The sequence below is a fragment of the Paenibacillus sp. RC73 genome (assembly GCF_044908085.1).
Classification (GTDB): Bacteria; Bacillota; Bacilli; order Paenibacillales; family Paenibacillaceae; genus Paenibacillus; species Paenibacillus terrae_A.
On the sequence record NZ_JBIYCV010000001.1, the window covers coordinates 55,083 to 79,748 of the forward strand.

A 24,666-nucleotide genomic window follows, 5' to 3' on the forward strand; every position below is an offset into this window, starting at 1 on the left:
TCCTCGTAGGATTACCATGTTGCTACCGCAGTTCCGGCAGCCGATCCGCGTTGATCCCGTGAAACACGAAACCATTCGCGATATATGTCTCATAATACGTCTTGCCGTTGCGGTAGACCATCAGATCCTCCAGATGGAAACCACCCATCAAATGAAGCTTTTCTACCCCGCTGCTGCGACGCTCATGCACAAACCCCAGCTTGTAAATGCGCGAGGTAATATCCACATCCAGCGCATAAGGAAGAAATTCGCCTTCGTAGTCACCAAAGAAATATTTTTCCTCATACCGATGCTCATGAGTGTAATCCAGCAAACGTACGTTAATACCGCCGTTTTCCTCCAGCCTTTGGTACAGTTTTTTAAACAGCTCATCCTTCGGAACGACCAGCCGATTTTCATAGGCAGCAGCCACATTCGCCCGCCGCAGCAATTCTTCCTCGAATGTCTGGTTAAACGGCTGTGCGCTAAGGATCAGAGTGCGGCAAGTCTGTGTGAGTCGATCCACCAGCTTTGACGGACCGCCATCCAGCAAACCGGATACAGGACCCATATGCCGGGCATCAAAGAATACAGCTTTCCCCCGCTTGGTCTCCAGCTCACGCATGACATCCTCCGTCACACGCTCATAGTACTCAAACAGGTTTTGACCTGTATAGCTGTCAGCCTGACGGACGCTGTCCGTTGCAGCCTGATGCAGATCACGCTCCAGATTGGCAAGCTGTACGGTAATATGCTTCGCCTGCATATGCCATTTTTCAAGAGCCAGCTCATAACAGCGAAGTAGCTCCAGATCCGTTTGAATCCACAGCATGTTCAGCTTGTGCCCATAGACCGTCTCGGTCAGGTAACGGATCAAGCTGCGCACATTATGTTTATCCATCAGCGGCAATCGTTGAAAGGGCTGGTCTTCCACTCGTCCACTATACAGGGCATCCAGCTCAGCAGCGCTGATCTGCAAGTCATTGGACGTATCTCGAATCAGTCCTCGAATGGCGGTAAGCACATTCCCGGTCTTATTCTCATCCGTCCAGTCCGTAAGCTCGAACAAACCGATCTCGGGGTGCTCCTTGACCGATTCGTTCACAGCCGTTTGCAGACATAATTCCGCCTGAAAATCCCCCAACCGTTTGTGTACGATCCGTTCACAATTATCGCGGAAAAAGGCTTCACAGCCCTGTCCGAACAAGGCTTCCTCCGCCTCGCGCAGTGTCATTCGCTTTAACGAGCCGTAGCTGGCTCCGCTGGTCATTAAAGCGCTCATGTCCATAATGGCCTCATTACCAGGAACGAGGTCATTTCGTGTACGGCTGCGCTCGGCAGCATCCAAACCGAAATAATCCAGCTTATCGCGTATATCCCATTCCTGCTCTGTTCTCATACGCGCCAGCAGTTTCACATAAAAGTGATGCAGCACCGTAAGCGCAATCGACTCATTAGGGCGCTTGACCCGGGAAAATCCAGCCGACACATAGCCCTGCCGCCCGGATTCCGTCATAATGTTGTTTTTAAACGACGTATTGTTATACCCCCCATCCTGTGAACGATAGGAATCTTCCGCCTGATAACGGTTTTTGAGAAGCTGAATATGGCAAATGATGTCACAGCTCTCTCGCAGGCTATTCGGCACCGTTACACCGCGTTCGTTCTTGTCGGACAGCACATAGACGAGATCGAACAACGGCGACGGAGCATGAGATACTGGAATGGTCAGTTTGTCCTCAGTCATATGCAGTGGCGCCGTGAACGTATAATCCGGACTTTGGATATAGTCCAGTTCTCTCATAAAAGCAACTGATGCTGCGCTGCTATAGCCAAATTGGGCTGCCTGATCGCTTTCGCTGACCAATACGTACAGATCCATCTGTACCGACTTAAAGGACTGCGCAAAAATGTATTCCGCCAACAGCGTAATCTCGGGAACCAATACATTCATGGGATCGTCGGCTGTCGTCAGGATCGACAAATGGACACGCTCGAACGAGGAATACAAACGACCGTAATCCGCCAAGTTCCCACTAGCCCGGCGCAACGCGGTGTTAAGCTCAATCAACTGCGATTCATGTGTATAAAAAGCCTGATGCAAATCACGTCGTCCGGTTTTGTGGCTACTTTCCTCCGGTACTGCTACCGCATGGACAATGGCACCCACCGGACGATCTACAGTTGCATGATCCTCCTGCGACCGGATGTGAATGTACGTTACCCCAGTACTGTTATCCCACTTGGTCCGGTTGATATCTGCAATCGTGTTGATTGCCGGACCCATACGGTCACCGATAAAAAGAAACACGGACGGGAAATGGATGCTGCTGCGTCCATCCCCGCTACCGATGAATTGATCCTCTGCGGCTGCATAGTCAGCCGCATAACGTAACAACTGCTCTCTCATACTTTACTTCAACTTTCTACGGATATCGTTTAGTTTCCCGGACATTTGAGCGTAGAACGCATAGAGCTCCGTTCCGTTAGCCAGCTCCACCTTTTCATATTCCAATTGATTCCGGGCTTCCAAGTAGATTCCAGCCAGTTCATCCAGCTTCGCCAAGAGCGGCGTAATATCCTCGGACGAAGTCAGTACAGCATCACGGCGATCCGCCTTACGCATCAGAGCTGCATATTTTTTCTCTTCCAGACCACGGAAATTCGTAAACACTTCAAACTCCACGTAATTACGACTCTTCATGACATTGGCAAATGGCTCCCAAGCCTCTTCCTCTTCGTCACGGTCATAGACGTATAAAGCGCCTTTCTTCGTAATCGTGTCGGTATAGAGTGCCTGAATGAACTGATCCAGCCATTTTTCCTCATCCTGATATTTGCCCAGCAAGGCTTCCAGCTCGGCGGCCTTCGCTTCAATTTGGGTATATTTCGCCAGTTCTTCACGAACCACCTGCGTTAACTCCGGTGAACGAATCAGGTTTTCCTTCGCCATCTCTTCATTGATGCTGCCAAAGATGTCCTTGCTTCCCGTCTGTTCCAGCCCTTCAGCCAGCAGGCGTTTCAGCTCAGACCACGCTCTCTTCACCTCACCCAGATTCGGCTTGGATTCTTGCAAACGCATATCGTAGCCTGCCAGCAGGCCATTCAGATCCAGCGCACGTGAACGCAGCACAGTAAAGCGGCTGCTCGTATTCTGGTCAACATCCTTCTCACGGATCACGCCAAGTGACTTGGCACGGTCGAAGTCGTTACGGATGCGGGCATTGTAAGCTTGTACACGCGAATTGACATACGTTTCTCCCCACGATTTTTCAGGAATCGGTGACGGCAAATTCGTCCAGTTATTCTGGCCTGTTTGCACCAGATGGCGGCCAATACCTTCCCGGTCGAGAATCGTTTTTTCATAGCTTTCTTCATACACCTTGAGCGGCGTATAAACAAACAACGGCACACCATTGCGCGTATTGAGCCAGAAAATCCGGTTACGGACTTCACTCTCTTTAATGGTAAAGTGTGATTTACCAATGGCATTATTTTGATAATTGCGAACGCCTTTCAGAATATTAGGCGACTGCACCGGAACTGAGACAAAACCCCATGACGGGAAATACAGGTTACCGGAGCTATTGCTCAGATGGAACACAGGCACAGCTTCTTCATCCAGCTTGCTTGCAATATAGCGCTCCACGAATTTTTCAATGGCCTCATCCTGCCCGTATTTCATCACGAGGAAATCCTCCATCGAACGGGTAATCAGATCACCGAACTTGTCGGTCAGGAAGTTGGAGATGGAACTAATGATGTCGATATCCTGATCCTTCACCCATTGATCCGAATTTTCCAGCAACTCTTGGGCAAAATCACGAATCAGATCATCACCATCACGCTTATCCAGCAGCTTGGTTACGACTTCGGAAATATCCGGCACGCTGACCAGATTCCAATAGTACGTTTTGTTGCCTCTGTGATCGGACTGTTCTTCGCCGTTGATCAGCAGATCGCCATTCTTCTCGAAAATCGCGCTCAGTGCATTCAAAATTTCAGTAAATACATTATAAATGCGGCTGTTTTCCTTATTCAGCAGATCATACAGGTCTTCATAAAATTCAATAAGCTGCTCTGTACGCTCCACATCGGCCCGAAGCCAGTATTCATTGATTTTCGCTTCAATGTACGCATTTTTCTTTTTATCCTTGGACACGAACGCGCTCTTGGCATCGCCCAGCTTTTCGCCCGCCTGCTCACGCGCCCATTCAATATCCGTAGGGATACGATGCAGTGATTCACGCAGCGTCTCAATGTACGAAAGCAGCATTTTCAGCAAGCTAAAGCCTTTTTCCGTATAAATCATACGGGATACATAAAACGGACCTTGCTCGGGATGCAGGAACATCCGACGGATTTGGTCGGTAAACTGCCCCGTAATTTCACCCGGAAGCTGCTTCTTCGCCTTGATATATTCCTCACGCGCACGTGTCAGGAAGGTCTGCTCCAGCTCGGTATCCATATTCACAACTTGCATTTTGACTACATTGTTGTAGCTTAATCGTTCACTGTTTTCAAAGCCCGGCAGCGGTTCAGGAACACGAGATTCGAAGTTTTTGATCATGCTGTCCAGATCGACGCCCAGCTTGCGGGCAAACTTCTCGACATCCTCTTGATTCGGTGATTGCTCGAACATTTTGGACATTTTGCCGAACATCCGGTAAGCCAGATATGTTGTCATTTCCTCCATTGGCAGTACCGCCGAGGAAGCCCCGATAATATTGTAATCGTAGTTGGCAGGATATGCCTTGTTCATTTGTGCAATATTGGTACGAATGTTGCTGATATAGTCATGAATGGCAAACTCTTCGCCTGACTGCTTTTCCTCGCTCGCCATAAAGTTGGTGATGTTCTCGGCGGTGACATTCATGCAGTAATCATAGGCATTTTCCAGCAGCTTGCCTTCTGTATTCGTCGCTGAAATGAGATGACACAGATTAAACGGCGGCAACGGTGAATTCACGGTCAAAATGTTGCCATACTGCTGTTTGAACCGTTCACTGCGGCTGTCCACATTCATCCAGTAGTCCAGCTCTTTCAGCGCAGCATAGCCGTTCTTTTTAATATATTCACGTGTATGCTCGCTCAGGCTTTTGTTCGCCAGATTAATGTCCGGCGTAAACAGATACCCCAATGTATTTACACGGTCTACACCTGCGGAGCCGTAATCGCGCTCAATAATCCCTCTGACGATATACGAGATATCGAGGAAGGTACCGCTCCCCGTACCGCCGGACAAACCGGACAGCAGGAACACCATCAGCTTCTTATTGGTGCCTTCAGACAGGGTTTTGATTTTCTTGTCAATGCTTTGCACGACTTGATTGATTTTGGTGAACAGCAGCAAACGTCCAGCCTGACGCACCCCTGCCGCCCCGTTCATGCCATCGGTAATGCTCAGCTCGGGTGACAGCCAATCCGTAATGTACGGCTCCAAAATGCTGCGGTTTTGCAGCAATCCGCCGATTTCCGCATTGGACAGCAGTACAAACTCGTTGATTGGGTCCAAGCCGATCCCTTTATATTTTTTGTTGCGATCCTGCTCATTCGTTTCAAAAGCGAGAAATTCCACGTTGTCCGGCTTCTCGCTCTTTTTCTTGGAAACCGGATCTGCTGGCAGCTTGAATCTGCGGTTAATTTGATATTTCAAGCGGAGGAGGGCATCAATACCCGTCCCTCCGAGTCCGATAATCAAAATGGGATTATCAATGGTATCAACCCTGATTTTATCGCTTACGATCCCTCCGCCGAGTGATACGTCTAATTGCTGGATATGCTCTCTAACTACTGGTTTCATAGATTTGACCTCCTAAGGGTTCGTTTAGCTGTTTACTGAAATGAATTCCAGCAAAATGGTTTTGTCCACGCTTGCCAGCGGAATCGTCAGGCGATCGCCGTTTTTCAGTTCAAGACCACTGCCTGTATCTACAGCGCGTCCGGATTTTTCAATCGCAATCTCCGGAGTGCTGCGCACCATGATACGGTCCTGATTGCCTGGCGTGAACACCACCTTATCGGTTTCGGCAAATTCCGGTGCCAGTTGCAGCAACTGGTGCAGATTGAATTTACCCCGGAAGGTGTTCAGCTTCTTGTATTGCGGATACGTTTTTTCACCGGTATTCTCGTCCCGAATCTCCAAAACGATTTGTCCGACAAAGCCGCGGTTGGCTTTTTTGACAGCCTTCCAGATAAAGTAGGCTGCAATCAGCAGAACGATCAGTCCCAGCCCCAACAGAATGAGGGGTAGCAGTTTGGACTTCTCGGCAGGTGCTGCCGGCGCCGTAGTAGTACCGTTATTCGTGCCACTGCCCGCCGCAGCCTTGGCACTGATGGTCACAGGCTGGGTTTCACGGTAGAAGCTCTTTTCCTCTGCTCTAACGGTCAGTTCATAGTCATGCTCATCCGGTATCGTGTAGGAGCCGGTAAAGGCGTCCCCCTCATTCTTCAATGGAACCTCATTCGTTGTACCGGAATCAAGGTCCTTGACCTTCAAAACTGCATTCATATTTGCATACAGTTCCTGATCCTGAAGCTGCTGGTTGTTACTCGTCAGGTAGGAACGAATTTGGACTGCGTCACCTTTTTTGTAAGCTTTGGCAGGCGGTGCGTCCAGTTTCAGTTCCAAATCATAGTTAAACACCAGATTAATATCAATCTGATCCTGCTGGACTCCCTTGACCTGGAGCTTCCAGTCGCCAGCCACAGGCTTGAGCAACTTAATCAGGGAGTAGCTTTTCGACTTGGACAGCAGTACATCACTTGAAGGAATCGGCTTGGTGTTGCCCGACGGGTCTATCAGTCTCGCATCCACCGGCTTGGAGGACATAATCGAAATGTTAGCCTCCAGCACGCTATCGTTCGGTACAGTTACCGTAACGTCCTGATAGTTGCCGTTAGCCGTAATGGACTGCAAGGGAACAACCTTCAGCTTCAAATTGCTGGCGAAAATTTCACTCAAGATGTTCGGCAGGTCATCCGCCGAGCTTGTAATAAAAGATTTACCGCCCGTTTGCTGCGCAATGTCTGCGAGCTTGTTTTTATTCAGTTTTCCATCTGCATTCAAACCGATGGTGTAGATGGGAACGCCACTATTTTTAGCTTCGGCCACAGCCTTCGCCATATCCTGATCGGATTGGCTTTCAGTTCTGCCCGTCGTTTTATTTAAATCGTTGTTACCATCGGCCAGCATGACGATCATAGGCGCGTGTCCCGCTGTCTTGCCATCCTGCAAAATGCGGATCGCTTCCTTGACACCTACGGAGGTGTCAGTATACGCCCCCCGGTTCAGCCCGTCAATGAACGACTTCAGTTCCTGCTTGTCCGCTTCGGACGTAATATTAAGCAAAGCCTTCTCGCGCTGTACGACATCCGTATACGCTACAATGCCGACCTTGTCATTTTGCGTCGACAGCATATCAATGAACATTTTCATGGCTTCATTGCCAATTTTGCCTGGATCACTGGTATTCATGGAATTACTCACATCGACAACCAGCACCGCATCCACCTTGGAGGCGGAGGTTGAAGCAGCATTCGCCGTCTGCGGCTGCCATGCCGAAATTGAGGTCATGATCATTGCACATATGATTCCGATGACTAAAAACCATTTTCTGTCTCTACTATACATCGCTTGTACCCCTTTGCCGGTTAGTTCTCATTCTAAATTACAGTTGTACTCCCCTACTATTAAATTATAATGAGTTTTACATGAGAGCCAGCTGAAAATGATGCCCGAATAGCCTGATTACAGCCAAGAAGCCTATTATACTGCGGGATTTTACCAATATCCTGCAGTAATGATATAATTATACCCCAACAAGGGCAATCGGGCACCAGCCTTCTCCTTTATACGACAAAAATGACAGAAGCGAAACCCGCTCTTGCAAATTATCGCTGTAAAAATCTGAGCAGAAAGAGGAAGTACACTATGATCTCATACGGATGTTTGGCGATTTTGTTTCTTTTTGTCGCCATCAAATTAATCACTTACTCTATACATAAAAAACGCGCTCCCTCGATTACGCAAATGAACACTGAGCTTCTAGCCCTGCTGAACCGGAGAAGTGATCGCAATGAGTAGTGCCAAACAGCCTGTACAATTTCGTCCGTTTATCCACACCGAGCATGCGTACCAAAAGCTGCGGATCTGCAAGCGTTGCGGACAGTTTACTGCCCTATGGGAAGATAAATGTACGTCTTGCGGTCGGGATGCACTGGTTCCTGTAGAGCAATATGCCCACCACAGAGCCAAGCTTTATTTTCGCAACGACCTAGCCTTCGGCATCGTGCTGCTGACCGCCGCCGTCTTTTTCGGCCATTCCACCCAGCAAATGCTCCTGTGTGGTATCGTTGGCGCACTTCTCCTGCTACCCTTGGTGCTTTTACAGCAGCGTATTCGTCCCTATGAGCAGCGCAGGCAGCTTATACGCCTGTTCAGAGGCCGCATTGAGCAGATTAAAGAGGGCCTGAACATCAATCATAAAAACGCGGTTGCACTGCGACAGCTCAGCGAGCGTGTCTCCTATGAAATGCTGCGTGAGATTGCCGTACTCATCCACAATGACCGGATAAGGCTCCAGCAGGTCGCCCTGCTGCAATCTTTTGTACTCCGCAAGGATATGGAGCTAACGCTCGACCCTCTCCTGATCAAAAGCTTTGAACCGCTTATGGTCAGATATATCGGAGAGATTGCCAGATTAAATCGCGAGCTAATTAAGGATCGGACGTTCCGTTACGTGACCTTTTATGAACGTCGCATTCTGGAAATGGCAGGAGGCGAGGATATTCTCGTCCGTGTTGCCAGTGCGGCTGTCCGTAAAAAGCGCTACGTGGTCACGCACTCCGGTTTTATTTCCAGATATGTGCGCAAACTGCCGAAGGAACGAGTTCAGCGTTTATATCATATCATTCAGGAGAATCCTTATGAACCCTTTGGCGATTTGGCCGATGAGGTCAAGATCGTATATCTGATAGAGCAGTATAAAAACTGATCTGTCCTAACGCCCTTCTATATATGACGTCATTACAATGACAAACCACTGCAATAAAGCAGCAAAAAACCGTCAGGATCGCCTGGTTGGTATCATCCCCTTCAAGTAGACACTCTTAAAAAACCTTGCGTGTTACCATGAGGGTATGAGTGAACCTGGAGGGGATTTTCGTATGGCTAACCAACTCAAAGTTTGGGTGAAGCAGGTTCGAAATGCTGAACCGCTCGATTGGCGCAAGGGTTCATCCAGCCCGATGAAGGGGCGTACACGTACCTCCTTTTCCAGTATCAAAGAAGAACGAGATTACTTGATAGCTCAGGGGTGGACTACTTAAAAAGCGATATTCAATTCTGGTAACGGAGCGAAGCTCAGCGGTTTCAGGATAAACTCAAAAAGCGCCCCGATCGAGTATCGGCACGCGCTTGCAGCTTAGCTTTTTTTCATTCGTCTACTTGACAGGGGTCAGTCCCCCTCCCCAACTCCGGACGTTTTTTTATTTTAGGATTATCGTGTCTAATTAGCTGTCTTCTTTATTGACCTTGCAGCTTGTGGAACGCATATTTATTAGAAGTAAAATTGAAAGCACGCACACCCTTGCTGTCATACACAATAACCTCTTTATTCAAATACGGATGCAGACCGTTAAAATAGCCGGGCATAATCAGCTTGCGCATAAACAGGTTTTTACCTAGCATCCGGGGAGAATTCGTCGCCACAACAAGCATTTGTTTGCGTGTGGACCACGGGGCAGGCTGGATATACGAAAGACAATACTCGCCTGCCGTGAAATCACCGCCCAGTACATACCCTTTTTCCGTACAGCTGATCTGTAAATGGGCTTGATGGCGCTGAAGCAGCTCATGTCTGGACAAGCCTGAGGTGATACAGATCACGTTACTGTCAGCCAGTTCTTCCTCGGAAATCTCATGAGAAGCCACAACAGGGTAATGAACACCGATATACGGATTCCAGGTCGCTGTGCGAGGGCTGGCCAAAGCCTTTGCCGTCCGTTTTACCGCCTGCTCTTCTTCGGGTGTAGCATAGCTGGATGGAAGGACAATATGCAGACGATCCATATAAACGTCCAGCACTCCCATACCATGGCCAGAAGGATTCCGACCTGCGCTTTTTAACCTGAACCTTGCTGTTTCGTCATCCGTTTCTTTTCCAGAAATTCCATCTGTTTCGCTCCACCGTTCAGCAATCAATCGATATTCAGGTGAGGGGCGTTTCCGCGACTCTATTTTAACAAAGCGAAAGCGGTTATATTCTAGTAAATCCAACACGAAAACCCGCGCTCCAATACGGACATGGACAAGCTCCAATGGTACGATCTCATGTGAGAGGTGAATAATAAATTCATCGACGTGGACGGCTCTAACATCCAGTTCACCCGTTTTGCTCATTTCACCGTACAGTTCGGAGTATTCCTCGGTTTCATCCACTTGCGTCAATTCCAGCCAATAAGCCCGGTTATGTCTCCCCCGCTCCGTTCGGTAGGCAATACGCTGAGGTACCATCACTCTCTTCCATTGCATAAGCCAACTCAGTACACCGTCCAAAAGCCTCAGTTCATGCGTGTCCCAATGGTTGGCACACCGTTCCACTACTCCTTTATAATGGTCGGATGAAAGGTCGGTTTCAGGAGCCGTATAAGCTTGCGCAAACAAGTAATCCTGATCTCCAACCACATTGAATATGGGCATATTCAGCAGGTTCATCAGATGCTTCGGATGCGGTGCGCCAGCAATGACGGCAATAGCCGCAAAACGCGAAGGATAAGCCTGTGCCATCGCCCAGGCAGCGTATGCGCCGTTAGAATAGCCCGTCAGATAGATTCGGTCTTCATCCACCCGGTACGCTTGCAGAATAGCATCCAGCGCCTCCAGAAAAGCGGCTTCACCAATGTAACTGCCCAGCGTAACTCCACGGCACGAAAAAGTGACGAATATCGCTTCCTCTTCCCAGCCCTGTCCAAAGCCCCGTTTCTGAAAATCCGGCAGACCCAGCTCATACCGTTTGCCCGGCATCAGGACAATGAGAGGATACTGCCGATCCGCCGAATAGTTTCGGGGAAGCTGTATCGTGTAGCGTTGCAGACTGTTGTCCAAACGGGAGACAAAAAAGCCTTCGCCAATCCCGTCAGGGCACAAAAGGATGTTATCTTCCCGAGATGGATGCTGAGGCCGTTCCGTGTACGCATGTGTGAAAATTCGTTTTAGTAGCTTGATATATTCCCGCACAATGCGATTATCCCAGATTTCAAAAGGATCTTCCGGCAAAGCCGTTAACCTTTTCAGCTCAGCCAGCAAGCCTTCTGCCTGTAATTTCCTCGCAGAGCCAAAAGCATCTGTAATATAAGCTTGATTATATTGGTCGTACTCTTCTTGCAAACCCTCCACAACCGCCGACAAAGGCCGCACAAGCATCGAGTACACAAAATAATGCTCTCTTGCCTCATGGTCCTGATATGTAACCGTAAAATGCAGCATTCCCGTATTCCCGGCAACTTCCTCATTCCAGGCATATTGCTGCTCCTGCTCCCAAACCGCCTGAAACCGGTCCAGCAATGTTCCCTCATCATTCGTTACCTCGACCCATAACGGCTGATCTACAGGAAGATCTATGCGATCCTTGCGCAGCAAATAAAACAAGACCGGACTGTCTTCTCCCTCCCTGCCAGCGGGTTTCTCCACCTCCAGCCATGCCATATGAAAACGTATATTGCGCTCTACGAATTCCTGATGCAGCTCCGCGACATCTGCGCTGTCACACGTCTGAGTTCCACTGATCCTAATAGAGCGAGCTTCATCGGGAATAAAGGCTGCAACGACCACCACCGTATGATTACCTTCGTCTAGATACAAGCGCAAAGGACCGGATTCCGCATATACCAATATGCCGTCCACCCAAATTTGTCCTGTTCCTTCAAACGGTCTGAAAATAACTTCCTGTGCTGCCGCGCAACGGAGATTCGAAACCAGCAAAAGCCTTTCTTGCTCAGTCAGGGGCGGAAAGACACCTAAATTCAATTCCGCGTTCCGGGGGTCCAGCTCAGTTAATAAGCGGCACGCTGCCTTTCCTCCAGCCGAAAGCTCCAGTCCTTCTTCATTACAGGCCCTTTCCAAATCCCATTCCTCAGGGGTAAAATGATCGGACCATGCCCTACCCACACCGCAATTTTCCGGCAGCTTGACCGGACCGACTGCATAAGCAGACGTCAGACGAACCGGATGATCCAACAGCACAGTTGTCGCTTTTTCCAGATGCGTGAACCTCATAACATTCCCCCTCCAGGTTTTTGTTTCCTCAGAGACGTCGCGATAATACTCCGTTAACATTCATTTTAACTATATAAAGCTATTCGTTATCGCCTTTGCGTACTCCTTTCTTCTTCCAAAAAAAAGAGGCTATTCTTAAAAAACAGAAAAACGAAGAAAGCAGAGTGCTTAACTTCGTTATTGAAAATTTCTATACATAAAAACCTATTCTTATCTGTCATGATTATTGCTATCCATACTTGGGTATAGTATGTTAAGGAAGAAGTTACTATTTTCAAAATAGGAGGAGGAAAAACAATGGAAAAGATGTGTATGGAAATGATGATGATGATGTGTATGGAAGACATGATGGCTAAAATGAAAAGCATGAATATGTGCATGGAAAAAATGTCGGATATGAATATGATGGACATGAACATGGATGTGATGATGACTAAAATGCAAGAATGCGACGAAATGATGACGATGATGATGAAAATGATGCGCGACATGAAACAAACTTCAAAATAATTTTTTTGTATTGAGCATTATTTTTTAACTGATTTTCGCGAATTCTTGGCATTGCAGTTGCAGCTGCATGCCTTTTTTTATCTAGTTTTGTTATATTTATTGGTATGCTGAACCCTCAATAATGTGAATAGCTCGCTTGAATTTGCTTTTCCAGTTTGATGCGTTCCAGTTTTAGTTCCCAAATCTGTTCGCTCCAAGAATTTCTCTCTACCGAATTATTGCTATTCCGTAGAAGATCAAACAACTCCAATAATCTATCATTGATCTGGTCAAAATGCCGCCATAACGCATTAATTTCAGAATCTTTAGTTTCTCTGCCATTCTCCAGCGATTGATGCTGTAAGGCTTCTTTAAGCTCTTGCTGCCACTCTATATCGTTCAGTTGTTTCGCATAATTAAGTAGATCCAAATAGTCATCCACTTGCAGGTAGCTATGTGTTTTTATCAGTTGCATATTGTCTCTCTCCTTATGATGCACCCTATTACCAAGTATTATACTCGGTTATTAAGGAAAAGCAATGCTTTGTTCCACATTTTCCGAAAAAAAAGAGGCGGCCTCAGCCACCCCCCTTTTCAAACGATTCTTAGCCTTGCAATGCAGACTCTAAGTCTTCGATTAAATCCTCCAGATCTTCAATCCCTACGGAGATCCGTACCAGTCCTTCGGTAATGCCCAATTCTGCGCGGCGTTCTACCGGAATGGAGGCATGTGTCATACGTGCCGGAACACTAATCAGACTTTCAACCGCTCCCAGGCTCTCAGCCAGCGTAAAATATTTCAGTTTTTTCAGTAGTGCGACCGCGTTGGCATCGCTACCTACATCAAAGGAAATTATGCCGCCAAAGCCATCGGCCTGAATTTTGGACAGCTCGTGCTGCGAATGGCTTTCCAGTCCAGGGTAATACACTTTGCTAACCTTCGGATGCTTCTCCAAATAGATCGCAATTTCCTTGGCATTTTGCTCAATGGCTTCCATACGCAGACCCAGTGTTTTGATCCCGCGGATCAGTAACCAGGAGTCCTGCGGGCCGAGAATAGCACCAATGGCATTTTGCAGAAAATGAAGCTGCTCACCCAACTCGTCGCTGTTCACAACAGCCAGACCGGCTACAACATCGCTGTGCCCGCCCAAATATTTGGTAGCCGAGTGAATAACGATATCTGCTCCAAGCGTAAGTGGTGTCTGCCAATATGGAGTGGCAAATGTATTGTCCACGATCAGCAATAGGTCATGCTTTTTCACCAGCTCCGAAACCGTACGGATATCCGTAACTTTCAGCAGCGGATTCGTAGGCGTTTCTACATACAGTGCCTTCGTATTGGGTCGGATCGCTTGGGAGATGGCCTCCAGGTCAGTCGTATCCACAAATGTAGCTTCAATGCCTATCCGATTAAGCACCTTGCTTACAATACGGTAGGTGCCCCCGTATACATCATCGGTCAACAAAATATGATCTCCAGCATTAAACAGTGAAAATACCGCATGGATCGCCGCCATCCCGGAGCCGAAAGCAAAACCGCGTTTTCCTTCCTCCAGCTCCTTGATCAGCTCCTCCAGTGCAAAGCGGGTCGGATTGCCTGTACGCGAATATTCGTAGCCTTTATGAACGCCGATTTCCTCTTGCTCATAAGTGCTTACCTGATAAATAGGAACGTTAACCGCACCCGTATGCGGATCGGTAGGGAGGCCGCCGTGAATCAGCTTTGTTTTACGTTTCATTTTATATCCCGCCTTCATATATTTTTTTGCTCAGATAGCGTTCGCTGCTATCCGGGAAAATGGTGACGATATGTGCGCCATCCGGTGCGTTCTCTGCTTCCAGTAAAGCGGCATGTAATGCCGACCCGGAAGAACTGCCGACAAGAAGTCCTTCACGCGCTGCAAGCTCTTTGACACGGTCGAACGCATCGACGTCGCTAATCGTATGAATGGCATTAAAATAACCTTTATCCACAAACTCAGGAATCAGTTCCATACCAATCCCTTCCGTTTTATGCGAACCCGATTCTCCGCCGTTCAAAATGGAACCTTCTGGCTCTACGATTACGGTTTTAATAGATGCATTTTGTTCCTTGAGGTAACGCGAGGTCCCCATAAAGGTTCCCCCCGAACCTGCTCCTGCTACAAATACATCTACTTTTCCGTCCAGATCGTTCCAAATTTCCGGTCCCATCGTCGTGTAATAAGCCTCTGGATTATCAGGATTGCTGAATTGACGCGGCAAATAGGCATCTTGAAATTCAGCAGCCAGCTCCTTCGTTTTCTCGATGGCTCCCTTCATCCCCTCACTTGTCGGGGTATGAACGATACGCGCTCCCAGCGCCTTCATTAAATCTTGCTTTTCTTGACTGAACTTTTCAGGCACAGCAAAAATAACCGAGATATTATAATGAAGCGCTGCCATAGCGAGACCGATACCTGCATTGCCTGCTGTGGCTTCAATTAAAGTTCCACCCGGCTTCAACTGACCTGTTTTTAAGGCTTTTTCAATCAGAGCCTTGCCCACCCGATCCTTCACGCTGCCGCCGGGGTTCATAAACTCCAGCTTGGCGAACAGACGAATTCCCCTCGGCAGAGAATAGCTGTTCAGTTCTACTAGCGGTGTACGCCCGATTAGTCCCAAAGTATTATGATATACATTCATGATTTCAAGCTCCTTTTAATGGCGAATCCTAATAAACCAATGGTCAAAAAATAGCGACCTATTGCCGGAGAAGCTCGCCGTCATCCCCCGAAAAAGCATAGTAATACGGTGTGTATTGGTGCAATAAGATTTTATGTTTATTTCAATCATTTGTCAAATGGCATCCTTCACAGCACCCACACCCCTAGCCTTCTTCCCCGATATGATAGATGGTGTGTTACACAATGCCTACAATTATAGGGAGGATTTCATATGGGAAAGCAATTCATTAAAATAGCTGCTGTGTATTTTGCTCTCGGTGCGCTGCTTAGTGTGATCATTGGCGTGTCGGGCGATTACAGCCTGTCCAGAATTCAGTCTTATATTCATTTGCTCGGTTGGACAGCTCTCGGAATGATAGGTTTGATCTATGTGGCCTTTCCTGCACTTTCGGTTACTGTGCTGGCACGCGTACATTTTTGGCTGCATAATATCGGCTTGCCGGTGCTGGTGTTAGCGATTGCAGGCAAAAAGTACGGGGTGCCTGATATTGGAGTTTTGATCATCATGGGGTGGGTACTACTGGCGGCCGGAGTTGTACTGTTTATGGTGAATGTGTGGGACAGACTGCGCTGAGACAGATGAATATTCCTTGAATGAGCATGAAAAAAAGGAGCCTGATCCATACATCAGAACTCCTTTACATACTTCGTTATAAGGTGGCTATCATAGCCAAGCGGTCTATTACGTTACTTTACGGCTCCGTCCTGCACATGCTCTTTACAGAAGCGCTCGACAGCCTGCAACTCATCCTCTTCCAGTTCAAGCTCAATGTAACGGTTCGTTACTTTTTCAATCAGCTCATACTTCAATATTCCTGTTTTCTCTTCGTCTACTAAATATAGTGTACGGATATACAGTCCGTTTTCAGTGTAGAGCTCGTCGTCCTCTTCAACCTCTACATCAATCATAAATTCATAACGCTGCCCACTCAAAATACCAAAAGCATCTTTAATCTGATCTACCGTGTACGATGTAAAATTTAACATGTCTTCATTCCCTCCGGATTTCCTTCGATTACAGTGCATTCTACACCCGCAGGCAGTAGTTGTAAAACCTGTGTACGTACTTCTTCGCGGTTCAGATCCTGGCCCATGATGGAGATCCAGCCCCGATCATTACGCGAGCGAATTAATCGCCCGATGCCTTGTCTGAGTCTGAGCGCCATGTGAGGCATATCTATCTCCATAAACGGATCTGTCGCATCCTTGCGCAGTGCCGTAAAAACCGGATCATTTGGAGGAAAAGGCAGCGACCAGATGATGACGTGCGACAGGGATGGGCCTGGAATATCCAGTCCTTCCCATAACGTTACAGCACACAAGACGCTTTCCTCATCATTCTGGAAAGATGAGATCAGATGGCTGATTTCAGCCGATCCTTCATATAGAAAACGAAAAGCAGACGCTTCATGGTAAGCTGCGAGACCCGTTCTGAATGCATCCAGTTCCTCCTGTGAAGGAAACAGGATAAGCGCTCTACCTTGCGATTTCTCCAGCAGGGCCAACGCTCTCTGGATTGGATCATGCCCCGCCTGCAACGGATATAATGCCGCTTGCATCTGATCGTTGTAATCATACGGTGAAGCAACGGAAAACGTGAGCGGATTTTCTATACCGAGGCTTTGCGCCATATAATCAAAGGAGCTCTCCACGGAAAGTGTAGCTGATGAGAATACAATCGGTATATGCTGTGCAAATACCCGTTCTTTGAGAATCTCTTTTACCATCTTGGGCATAACCACAAGCGTTAATCCATCCTGATCCTCCATTACCCACGAAATCAGGAGTTCCGGGCGCTTAAACAAGGCCAACGCCGTCTGAATCATTTCCAGATGCTCTTCCACGATTTTGACCTGGTACTCATCCAGAGAAAATAACCCGCTTTCAAATACAAGCTCTTCTTCAATCGTGCCGATCAGTTCGCCAAAGCGGTTTACCTCTCGAATCAGCGACTCATTCAAGATAAACTCCTTGCGATTAGAACCTTGTACAGGCTGACTGTTCTTATCGAGCGCAGCGAACAAGGCTTCACTTTGGGATATCGCATCTTCAATCGTCATTGCCAGCGATTCTCGCACTTCTCCCTCCAGCAGACGGGTAATAATGGCCTCAAATTGAGCGTGCTTAAGCTTATAAGTGAGTGCATTCTGCGCCGCTGTCTCCAGCAGATGCCCTTCGTCAAGGACGACAGAGCTGTGCTCCGGCAGTAATGGCAGCTGGCCCTCACGCTTTCTCGCTTCATAGGTCCATACATGCTCCATATAAAAGTCATGAGAGCAGATAACCAGATCTGCCGCTTTGCGATAATGATCGCGGGACAACGTCTGTCCACAACGATGCCGCTGATGGCAAACGAGACAATCTTGAAATACATCCCAGCCCAGTCTGCTCCACTGTCCGTCCGTTAGCTCGGGATACTCTTTGCGGTTCCCGTAAGGGGTAAAGGACTGTAGCGTATCCGGAAAATGGACAAAATCCGGCAGGTCCTGATAGATATCACGGAACACATCCGCGTCATCATCCAATCCGCTTCGTACATTATCCAGCTTATTCAGACAAATATACTGATCCGGCGACTTACCCAGTCGGGCATCAATCGTCAGGCTCAAATGCCGGGCCAGCTTGGCGATATCTCCCTCCGGCTTCACCAGTTGTTCAATCAGCGACTCGTCCGCACAGGCGATAATCGCGGGCTTTCTCATGTACCGGGCATATGCAATAGCGTACAGGAGGTACACCAGCGTTTTGCCTGTGCCCACACCTGCTTCCGCGAAAATCGTTTTCTTTTCCTTATAGGCACGCTCCAACTGGAATGCCATATAAATTTGTTCATCCCGAACCTCAAAGCCGACTTCAGGCAAAACTTCATAAAATACATCCGCAATCCAGTCGCTTGCCTGCTCAATAAACGGCTTGGACGGATCAAAGGCAAAAGGATAAGTAGTCAATCGGGCTGTGCCTCCAATTCGTTCATAATGTGCATCCTTTCATTATAACGCAAAACAACCTAAAAAGAACATGTAAACTGTACAAACAGCTCACATTTTTTTATTTCGACTGAAATTATATAAAAGAAAGGACGCAGGGGTTCGGGTGTGTGAGGGCGTTGCGCGTAGGATTTGATCTTACGATCGCTGCTGCCCTGGGATTCTTGGATTGTCTAAACCTTTTTAAGATTAGAATTTTGTGGAGAGATCTAATAAAGAGATAGGAACCAAGGGAAGTTTTTCTGGCAAAATGAAAAACAAAGAAACCGGCTAATGCTTCTCAGGCACTAGCTGGTCTCTTGTTAACATTTTGCTTCATTAAATCCGGAATTTGTCCCAGGAATCGTTTCCAAATTTCGCTGTTCATCAATTTATGATATTCGTAGATACCGGGGATAAAGACGGATGCTGTCCATGTCGTTGCAGCTCTTTTTTATTCACAACCAAGGTTTTGGCACAAAGATCGTGTAGTCCCTGTTTTTTTGCAGTAAAAGCAACAACGATGTAAATAATATGAACAAATACACCAGAAATAGCTTTAATCCAATAACGCCCGGAGGCGTGCATGAATCCAAGACGCCTTCCTTCCTCGTTCACGACAATTAGAGAAAACGCAAGCTTGCCCGGCGTTGCTTGTGCATTTGACGACTCCCAAAGCACACAATACAGCCACGGCACTATGAGCCAAAAGATCAGCGGCCACAACATATGTAATGCTTTAATGAAACCAACCTCCTCCATGTCCAGCGGGACTGGGATCATGAAAAATACTCCGCCTACTAAAAGAGCCGATGCCTACCCCATTTGTCAATTTACGAATACATTCTCATAAACAAGCAACAGGACCTATATCCATGCATTAAAATGAAAAATTTTATAAGAGCTAAGAGCTTATCTTCAATATTTTTCCTCAGATTTAGTATGAACTAAACAAAGCTATCCCCTCTCTCCTGCTAGAAGTAGTTCTTTAGCATCGAATTGCAATCAGCTATTTCGGTTATAAAAGAACAGCGTATATGTAAATGAAAATTACACACACGCTGCCTTCACCGGCCCTACAAGGCGCCTAGGCAAATAATAGTCCGGCCTGCCGTAGATTTTCCGCATCCCGATTCCCCGACTATCCCGAATTACACACTAAACAAGCCATCTTCTCCACGCAGTTTTGCCAGTGCCTCGACAAAGAAATAATCGCCGTAGATAATGGGAACGTTAATGTATTTTTGCTCGGGATAGTGTACAGTTCCATTCATGAGCAGTCCCTCATGATCCTGCTCCCATGCTGTACATGTCTCATGCAAGCCCTTAAGAATGGATTCTGCTGCCGTCGTAAAATGCTCCGCACGCGTCGAATATTTTGCCAGCTCCAGCAGGCCACTCGCTGCAATCGCCGCAGCAGACGAATCCCAAGCTTCACGGTGCCCCTCCTCCGCTCTAAAATCCCACACAGGCAGGCAAGCATCGCCCAGTTGGGACAGGAAAAAGTCTGCCGTGTTCTCGGCTACCTTCAAATAACGCGAATCGCGTGTGTACCCGTACGAAAGCGTAAAACCGTACAAAGCCCATGATGTGCCACGTGCCCAGGCAGAGCCGGGTGCAAATCCCTGTCCGCCGTGCTCTGCGCGTTTTTTTCCAATCTCCGGATCGAACTCGACCACATGCGCAATCGAACCGTCAGCACGGACAAACTCACGCGCTACGGTATCGGCATGCTGCACAGCCAGAGCGGCAAAACGCGGGTCCCCGCTTTCCTGCGAAGCCCAATAGAGTAAGGGCAGATTCATCATACTGTCTATAATCGCTACGCCCCGCGTATCCATGTCCTTGGCGTGGAAATTCCACGCGCGAATAAAACGGCCATTCACGTTAAAACGCGCAGCCAGCAGGTTAGCGGCTAACAGCCCACGTCTTCTGGATTCTGGATCTCCAGTCAACCGATGGGCTGCCACACCGCTGGGCAGCCAAATAAAGCCAAGATCATGGTCTACGGCTTCACTATTGTAGAGCACCTTTTCCAGACGTTCCTCGCACTGCTGTGCAACACTGGCAGCTCCGCTGTCAGGACGTGCCCGATTTACCAGCCACAGCAAACCTGGATAAAAGCCTGCCGTCCACCATTCTTCCTCACGATGATCATAACGTCCACCTTCTGCAACATGTGGAAAGGCGTTCCCCAGTCTTGCCGCCAAGGCAAGCGTTTTATCCAAAGCCAGCTCCCACGATTGTTCCAGCCATGCTTCTGTTTCAGTCATTGCTCTTCACTCTCCCTTTTCCACATGTTAAAAAATCGATTGTTCCGGCCCTTATTTATGCTGGCAAATGAATGATAAAAGAAATATGGCTACCCTCGCATTCCAGACGTGCTCCCTTGAGTAATCCATTCCGACAGGCCACAGAAGCCAGTTCTTCTGGCCACACGACATTCGTTCCTTTCGTTGCTGGAATAACTTCCAGACTCGCACCTGCATATTCCACCCGAATGCTTTCCTTTTCTTCACCTGCCGACATGACATGGTGAATGACACTGCGTTCCTGACCGTCATACGCCATTAAAGGAATAAGTGCCCCCACAGCCTGAATATTGCCTTGAAGCTCATATGTCACCTCAATTTTGCCGGGTACCTGCCGATATTGCGTTCGAATTTCCCACACGCCCGGAAACGGACCCTTCCACAACAACGTAAAATCAGTCTCTCTATCAGATGTGGTGCTTTGCTCCATCTGTACCGATCCCCCACCGTCCAACGGATCAATACCTCCATCTCGGTCGAACCCCAGCGTGCCGGGAATGCCTTCCGACAGGCTGTGCCATTTCCCATCCTCCGTTTGCCAGGCCGGGGTATAGCTGAGCGGGAAAATATCCCCTTCCGCAAAGCCTGTAAAGCCACGGTCTGCATGCCCTGCCGAGGACGGACCGATTAGTGGAGGCAGCGTGGAACGCTGAATACGCACGATGCCGGGAATATTGTACGGGTCATTGACCGATGTCTGCACAAGCATTTGCTGCCCATCTACGGTCGCAATGACCGTCTGGAACCAGCCGTCCGTTTCCAGCACTCTGCTGCCCATTTCCGCCGGAATTGAGCATGGTGAAATGCGCTCCAAATCCGCTCCATGCAGAAGTGTATAAGCCAGCGCAGCAGCCGTCCACAGACTGTAGCAGGTATGGTTCGAGTACACCTCGAAGCCATGCCGAGCCTCGGACGAATAATGGTTGCGGACGATATGCAGCTTGCCTTCGTCGGTCTGCCAGCGACCAATCGCCTGCCAGCACAGGTCCGCTGCCCGCCGGAATGCCCCTGCCAGCCCGTGCTCGCCCGCTGCAAAAGCCTGCTGCGCATGTGTCGTAAAGACGAAGGCCGCCGCAGCTTCGTTCCACTGATGCTGCGCGCTTCTTCCACGCGGTGGAATTTCCCCTTGCGGGGATAACGCTAGTAGCGAGCTGAGCGCCCCTCTGTGAAGATGGTCGCGCAGTTCAGGGGCACAGCCGCCATCATATCCCGCCTCCAGCATCACGCCCAGGTGAAAGCGTGTGACGATATCGTAGGCAAACGGGCTATTGGGCCGGTCCAGCGGACCATCCTGATACAATCCCAATCCGGTAAATCGAGGCAAATGATAACTACGGATATACGCCTCCATCCATTCCGAATCCGCGGCAATTCCTTCTGCCGCACGCATAAACTCACCGGAAATCATAATCGCGTTCCAGTTGATCATACGATTCGGATTTTTCATTTTGCTCATCGTAAAAATGTAGGTATCTTCCGGTTGAATCTGGCTCAACCGCTGCTTCCATGCTATGGCCTGCTCTGGCAGCAGGTTTTTGAGCAGTCGATATGCCCCCATCATCATGATTGGAAAAAAGTCCGGATGGTGATCCGGGGCCTTTTCCTCCACCACACACGCTATGCTGTGTGTTAAAGCCGCAGCAGCGGATTCGAGCAAGTCATGCCGACCTTCTTTGACCAGTACCGCCGCTGCCAAAGCATAGGATGGAGTTGAGTAGTACCGTTCACTATCAGAATGAGGGTCGATGATGGCCCCATTTTCATCCTGATGCGGGGTATAAGCACGAACCAGCTTTTCCAGCACAGCAAGCTTACGTTGGTGAGTCCAGCCGCCCTCCACTCGATTCAGCCCGATTTCCAACTGTTCATCCAACCGTTCTATAAAATCCTCCAGCTCCGTCTGCCAAGGATACACGCTGCCTGTGTGCAGTTTATTCATTCTGTCAGCCTCCCATTCAAAATGAAGAATGATTTATGGTAAAAAACAGCTCGCAATCGACGCTTGCAGCACCGCCACAGCGATCCGAGGCCAGCCCTAACGATGTTTTATAAAACACAAACGGTACCCCGTCATGATCCATATGCTGCACAGCCTCCACCTCCAGACGCAGCACGCTGGCATCATAATCCAGCCTGACCGCCGCACTCGCTCCCTTCCATTCCACAAAGCCTGTTCCCGTATAAGGCTGAATACGGCTGATCAAGTTCTCTTCCACATCCCAAGGCTGTATGCTCCCGTCAGACGTCTCAAACTCAAAATGATCTGTGACGGTAAGCTTCGCCCCCTCGTTCCTCTCCAACACATTCCATGCAAATGAGCGGGTGAACAGCGCCAATTCTTCTACGGGATACGCAGATGTCAGATCCAGCTTAAACCTTGTGTCCATCTGTGCGGCCCCTTGCTCTCCCAAGGCAATATCCAGCACAACTGCCTGTGCCTCCACGCCTGATTGCTGCATGATCCCGTTAATAACAGGCACAGAATGACCACCAGAGGAAATGTTGGTGATCGACTCTCGCCCCGGTGAGAAATAGGCTTTCGTATATAAGCCGGCTCCCAGATCACACAGCAGATTTTCACCACCGCCATGAAGGATAAAATGTCCCAGATCATTATGATTGTGCGGTTCGTCGTTATGCCCCCCCTTAGCTGAAAAGGCAAATATAGCGGCCTGTTCAACTGTTGGAGTTCCAGATATAGCGTGGTTGTGGTTGTGGTTGTGGCTGCGGCACATCAGCCACCCGAGCTGTGGCAAATAATCGACTACAGCCTCACTGTTCCCAAAGGCCAAAGGATTCGTCCAAACCAGATTGCGCAATACATGCGCCCAACGACGGCAAGGGTCCTCCAGTAGACCCGGTATGCGGAAAGGCAGTGTAGACGGTCGCCCCTGCAAAGCATTCAAACGAGAGATGAGTCCGGCTGGAAGACGTTCGGTTTCACTGCTGTCCGAATAATTGGCGAAAATGCCTTCCGACAGATGAACCCGCTCCGCAAAGGCCGCTATTTGCCTAACCTTTTCCGAGGTGAGGATATCCACAGCCCCCTTGGTAAACTCACGTAGCATATCGGCAAAATAGATAAAATAACCAAAGCCATACACCCAATAACCGACTCCTTCGGGACAACCACCGTCCTCCCTGTAGCCTGCCAGGAAGCAGTCCAGTGAACCGAGCATTTTCTCGATAGCCGCAGCTTTGCGTGGATCGTCTTCTGCCAGCAGCAACACGGCGATTCCGCAGCCGGAAGCGCATACAGCCGCCCAGTTGTGATCCGCTGTTTCCCACTGAAAATGACGCGGCTCCCAGAATACAGGTTCTAAAACACGTCGTTCTACCTCACCACGCACCTGAGCGACCACATGGCTATTCAGTTGCTCACCAAGCAGCAATATGATTTCAGCCAGCGTTTGCGCGGTTTCAGAAGCGAACAAATCCACCTGCTGCCGGGGCGGTGTCACCGTATCTTCTTCCCTGACATGTGCAGGAAGTGCCCATGTATACTCCCCGCAGATGTCCAAGAGACCTCTTTCCACCTCTTTGATCCGCCAAGACTCCGGCTCGGCAACGGCTGCCAGCACTAAGGCAACCAGACGTCCACGCCGTTCAAAATACACATCCTCATACGGCTTGCGCTCCCCAGTATTCGCAAACTGCCAGAACAGAGACAACGAAAGCGTCGGCCATGGCGTTTCCCGGTTATTCTCACAGACACGCTCAATATCCTTCCAAAGCCCGGCATATATCGGCTCAGAGACAGTTACCCGCAGCCTTTTCGTCCACTCACGCCTTAACTGTTGCCTTGCTACATCCTGCGAGTCGCCAGCCAGCACCGTGACGAGCCGCGAAGCAGGCCAAGCCTCCTTCAGAAGACTCATTTGTATTTCCTCCCCATGAGACACATTCGTTTTCGCCTTCTTTTTTTGTTAACGCTT

General features: G+C 48.8%; 16 protein-coding genes and 1 pseudogene. 4 read left to right on the forward strand and 13 right to left on the reverse strand.

Annotated features, from left to right (window positions below):
• Window positions 1-22 precede the first annotated feature (22 nt).
• From ABH897_RS00290 to ABH897_RS00300, 3 genes are read right to left on the reverse strand one after another with little or no spacing between them, the layout of a single operon-like run.
• Window positions 23-2,389, reverse strand: coding sequence for a transcription initiation factor TFIID (locus ABH897_RS00290; RefSeq protein ID WP_404590902.1), 2,367 nt, complete (start codon window positions 2,387-2,389; stop codon window positions 23-25).
• 3 nt (window positions 2,390-2,392) lie between these two features.
• Complete coding sequence (locus ABH897_RS00295) at window positions 2,393-5,782, reverse strand: tubulin-like doman-containing protein (protein WP_404590904.1); 3,390 nt, start codon at window positions 5,780-5,782, stop codon at window positions 2,393-2,395.
• A gap of 24 nt (window positions 5,783-5,806) precedes the next feature.
• Window positions 5,807-7,612, reverse strand: coding sequence for a vWA domain-containing protein (locus ABH897_RS00300; protein WP_283655793.1), 1,806 nt, complete (start codon window positions 7,610-7,612; stop codon window positions 5,807-5,809).
• A 445-nt stretch (window positions 7,613-8,057) separates the two neighbouring features.
• Between ABH897_RS00300 and ABH897_RS00305 the strand changes: the two genes are divergently transcribed.
• Together ABH897_RS00305 and ABH897_RS00310 are read left to right on the forward strand one after the other, a co-directional pair.
• Window positions 8,058-8,975, forward strand: a complete 918-nt coding sequence (locus ABH897_RS00305) for a hypothetical protein (RefSeq protein ID WP_404519124.1) — start codon at window positions 8,058-8,060, stop codon at window positions 8,973-8,975.
• A 172-nt stretch (window positions 8,976-9,147) separates the two neighbouring features.
• The gene (locus ABH897_RS00310; RefSeq protein WP_283655791.1) at window positions 9,148-9,309 is read left to right on the forward strand and encodes a hypothetical protein; all 162 of its coding nucleotides are present in this window, start codon (window positions 9,148-9,150) and stop codon (window positions 9,307-9,309) included.
• Between the two features lie 196 nt (window positions 9,310-9,505).
• Here the strand turns inward: ABH897_RS00310 and ABH897_RS00315 are convergent, their stop codons facing one another.
• Entirely contained in the window at window positions 9,506-12,256 is a 2,751-nt protein-coding gene (locus tag ABH897_RS00315; RefSeq protein ID WP_404590906.1) for a PHB depolymerase family esterase, read from the reverse strand.
• Between the two features lie 297 nt (window positions 12,257-12,553).
• Here ABH897_RS00315 and ABH897_RS00320 point away from each other — a divergent pair, with 297 nt between their 5' ends.
• Entirely contained in the window at window positions 12,554-12,766 is a 213-nt protein-coding gene (locus ABH897_RS00320) for a hypothetical protein (protein ID WP_404519126.1), read from the forward strand.
• 115 nt (window positions 12,767-12,881) lie between these two features.
• On the opposite strand, the gene ABH897_RS00325 is transcribed toward ABH897_RS00320, so the two are convergent.
• From ABH897_RS00325 to ABH897_RS00335, 3 genes are all read right to left on the reverse strand, one after another.
• Entirely contained in the window at window positions 12,882-13,220 is a 339-nt protein-coding gene (locus tag ABH897_RS00325; RefSeq protein WP_283655788.1) for a hypothetical protein, read from the reverse strand.
• 130 nt (window positions 13,221-13,350) lie between these two features.
• Window positions 13,351-14,487, reverse strand: a complete 1,137-nt coding sequence (locus ABH897_RS00330) for a bifunctional cystathionine gamma-lyase/homocysteine desulfhydrase (protein ID WP_283655787.1) — start codon at window positions 14,485-14,487, stop codon at window positions 13,351-13,353.
• Between the two features lies 1 nt (window position 14,488).
• Window positions 14,489-15,412 carry a PLP-dependent cysteine synthase family protein gene (locus ABH897_RS00335; RefSeq protein WP_283655786.1) on the reverse strand — a complete coding sequence of 308 codons (924 nt, stop codon included), beginning with the start codon at window positions 15,410-15,412 and terminating at the stop codon, window positions 14,489-14,491.
• A 252-nt stretch (window positions 15,413-15,664) separates the two neighbouring features.
• On the opposite strand from ABH897_RS00335, the gene ABH897_RS00340 reads away from it, so the two are divergent.
• Window positions 15,665-16,027: a hypothetical protein gene (locus ABH897_RS00340; protein WP_283655785.1), complete on the forward strand. Its 363-nt coding sequence runs from the start codon at window positions 15,665-15,667 to the stop codon at window positions 16,025-16,027.
• Window positions 16,028-16,140: 113 nt separating this feature from the next.
• Here ABH897_RS00340 and ABH897_RS00345 read toward each other — a convergent pair whose 3' ends face one another.
• From ABH897_RS00345 to ABH897_RS00370, 6 genes and pseudogenes are all read right to left on the reverse strand, one after another.
• Window positions 16,141-16,440, reverse strand: coding sequence for a DUF6509 family protein (locus tag ABH897_RS00345; protein WP_283655784.1), 300 nt, complete (start codon window positions 16,438-16,440; stop codon window positions 16,141-16,143).
• Window positions 16,434-18,401: an ATP-dependent DNA helicase gene (locus tag ABH897_RS00350; protein ID WP_283655783.1), complete on the reverse strand. Its 1,968-nt coding sequence runs from the start codon at window positions 18,399-18,401 to the stop codon at window positions 16,434-16,436. Before ABH897_RS00350 ends, ABH897_RS00345 begins: the two co-directional genes overlap by 7 nt.
• 405 nt (window positions 18,402-18,806) lie before the next feature.
• Window positions 18,807-19,205: pseudogene (locus tag ABH897_RS00355) on the reverse strand (RDD family protein); the annotation flags it as partial.
• A 365-nt stretch (window positions 19,206-19,570) separates the two neighbouring features.
• Entirely contained in the window at window positions 19,571-20,692 is a 1,122-nt protein-coding gene (locus ABH897_RS00360; RefSeq protein WP_404519132.1) for a glycosyl hydrolase, read from the reverse strand.
• Window positions 20,693-20,747: 55 nt separating this feature from the next.
• Window positions 20,748-22,670 (reverse strand): glycosyl hydrolase, encoded by a 1,923-nt coding sequence (locus ABH897_RS00365; protein ID WP_404590909.1) that lies wholly within the window; start codon window positions 22,668-22,670, stop codon window positions 20,748-20,750.
• Window positions 22,671-22,686: 16 nt separating this feature from the next.
• Entirely contained in the window at window positions 22,687-24,609 is a 1,923-nt protein-coding gene (locus tag ABH897_RS00370) for a heparinase II/III family protein (RefSeq protein WP_404590911.1), read from the reverse strand.
• Between the last annotated feature and the right edge of the window lie 57 nt (window positions 24,610-24,666).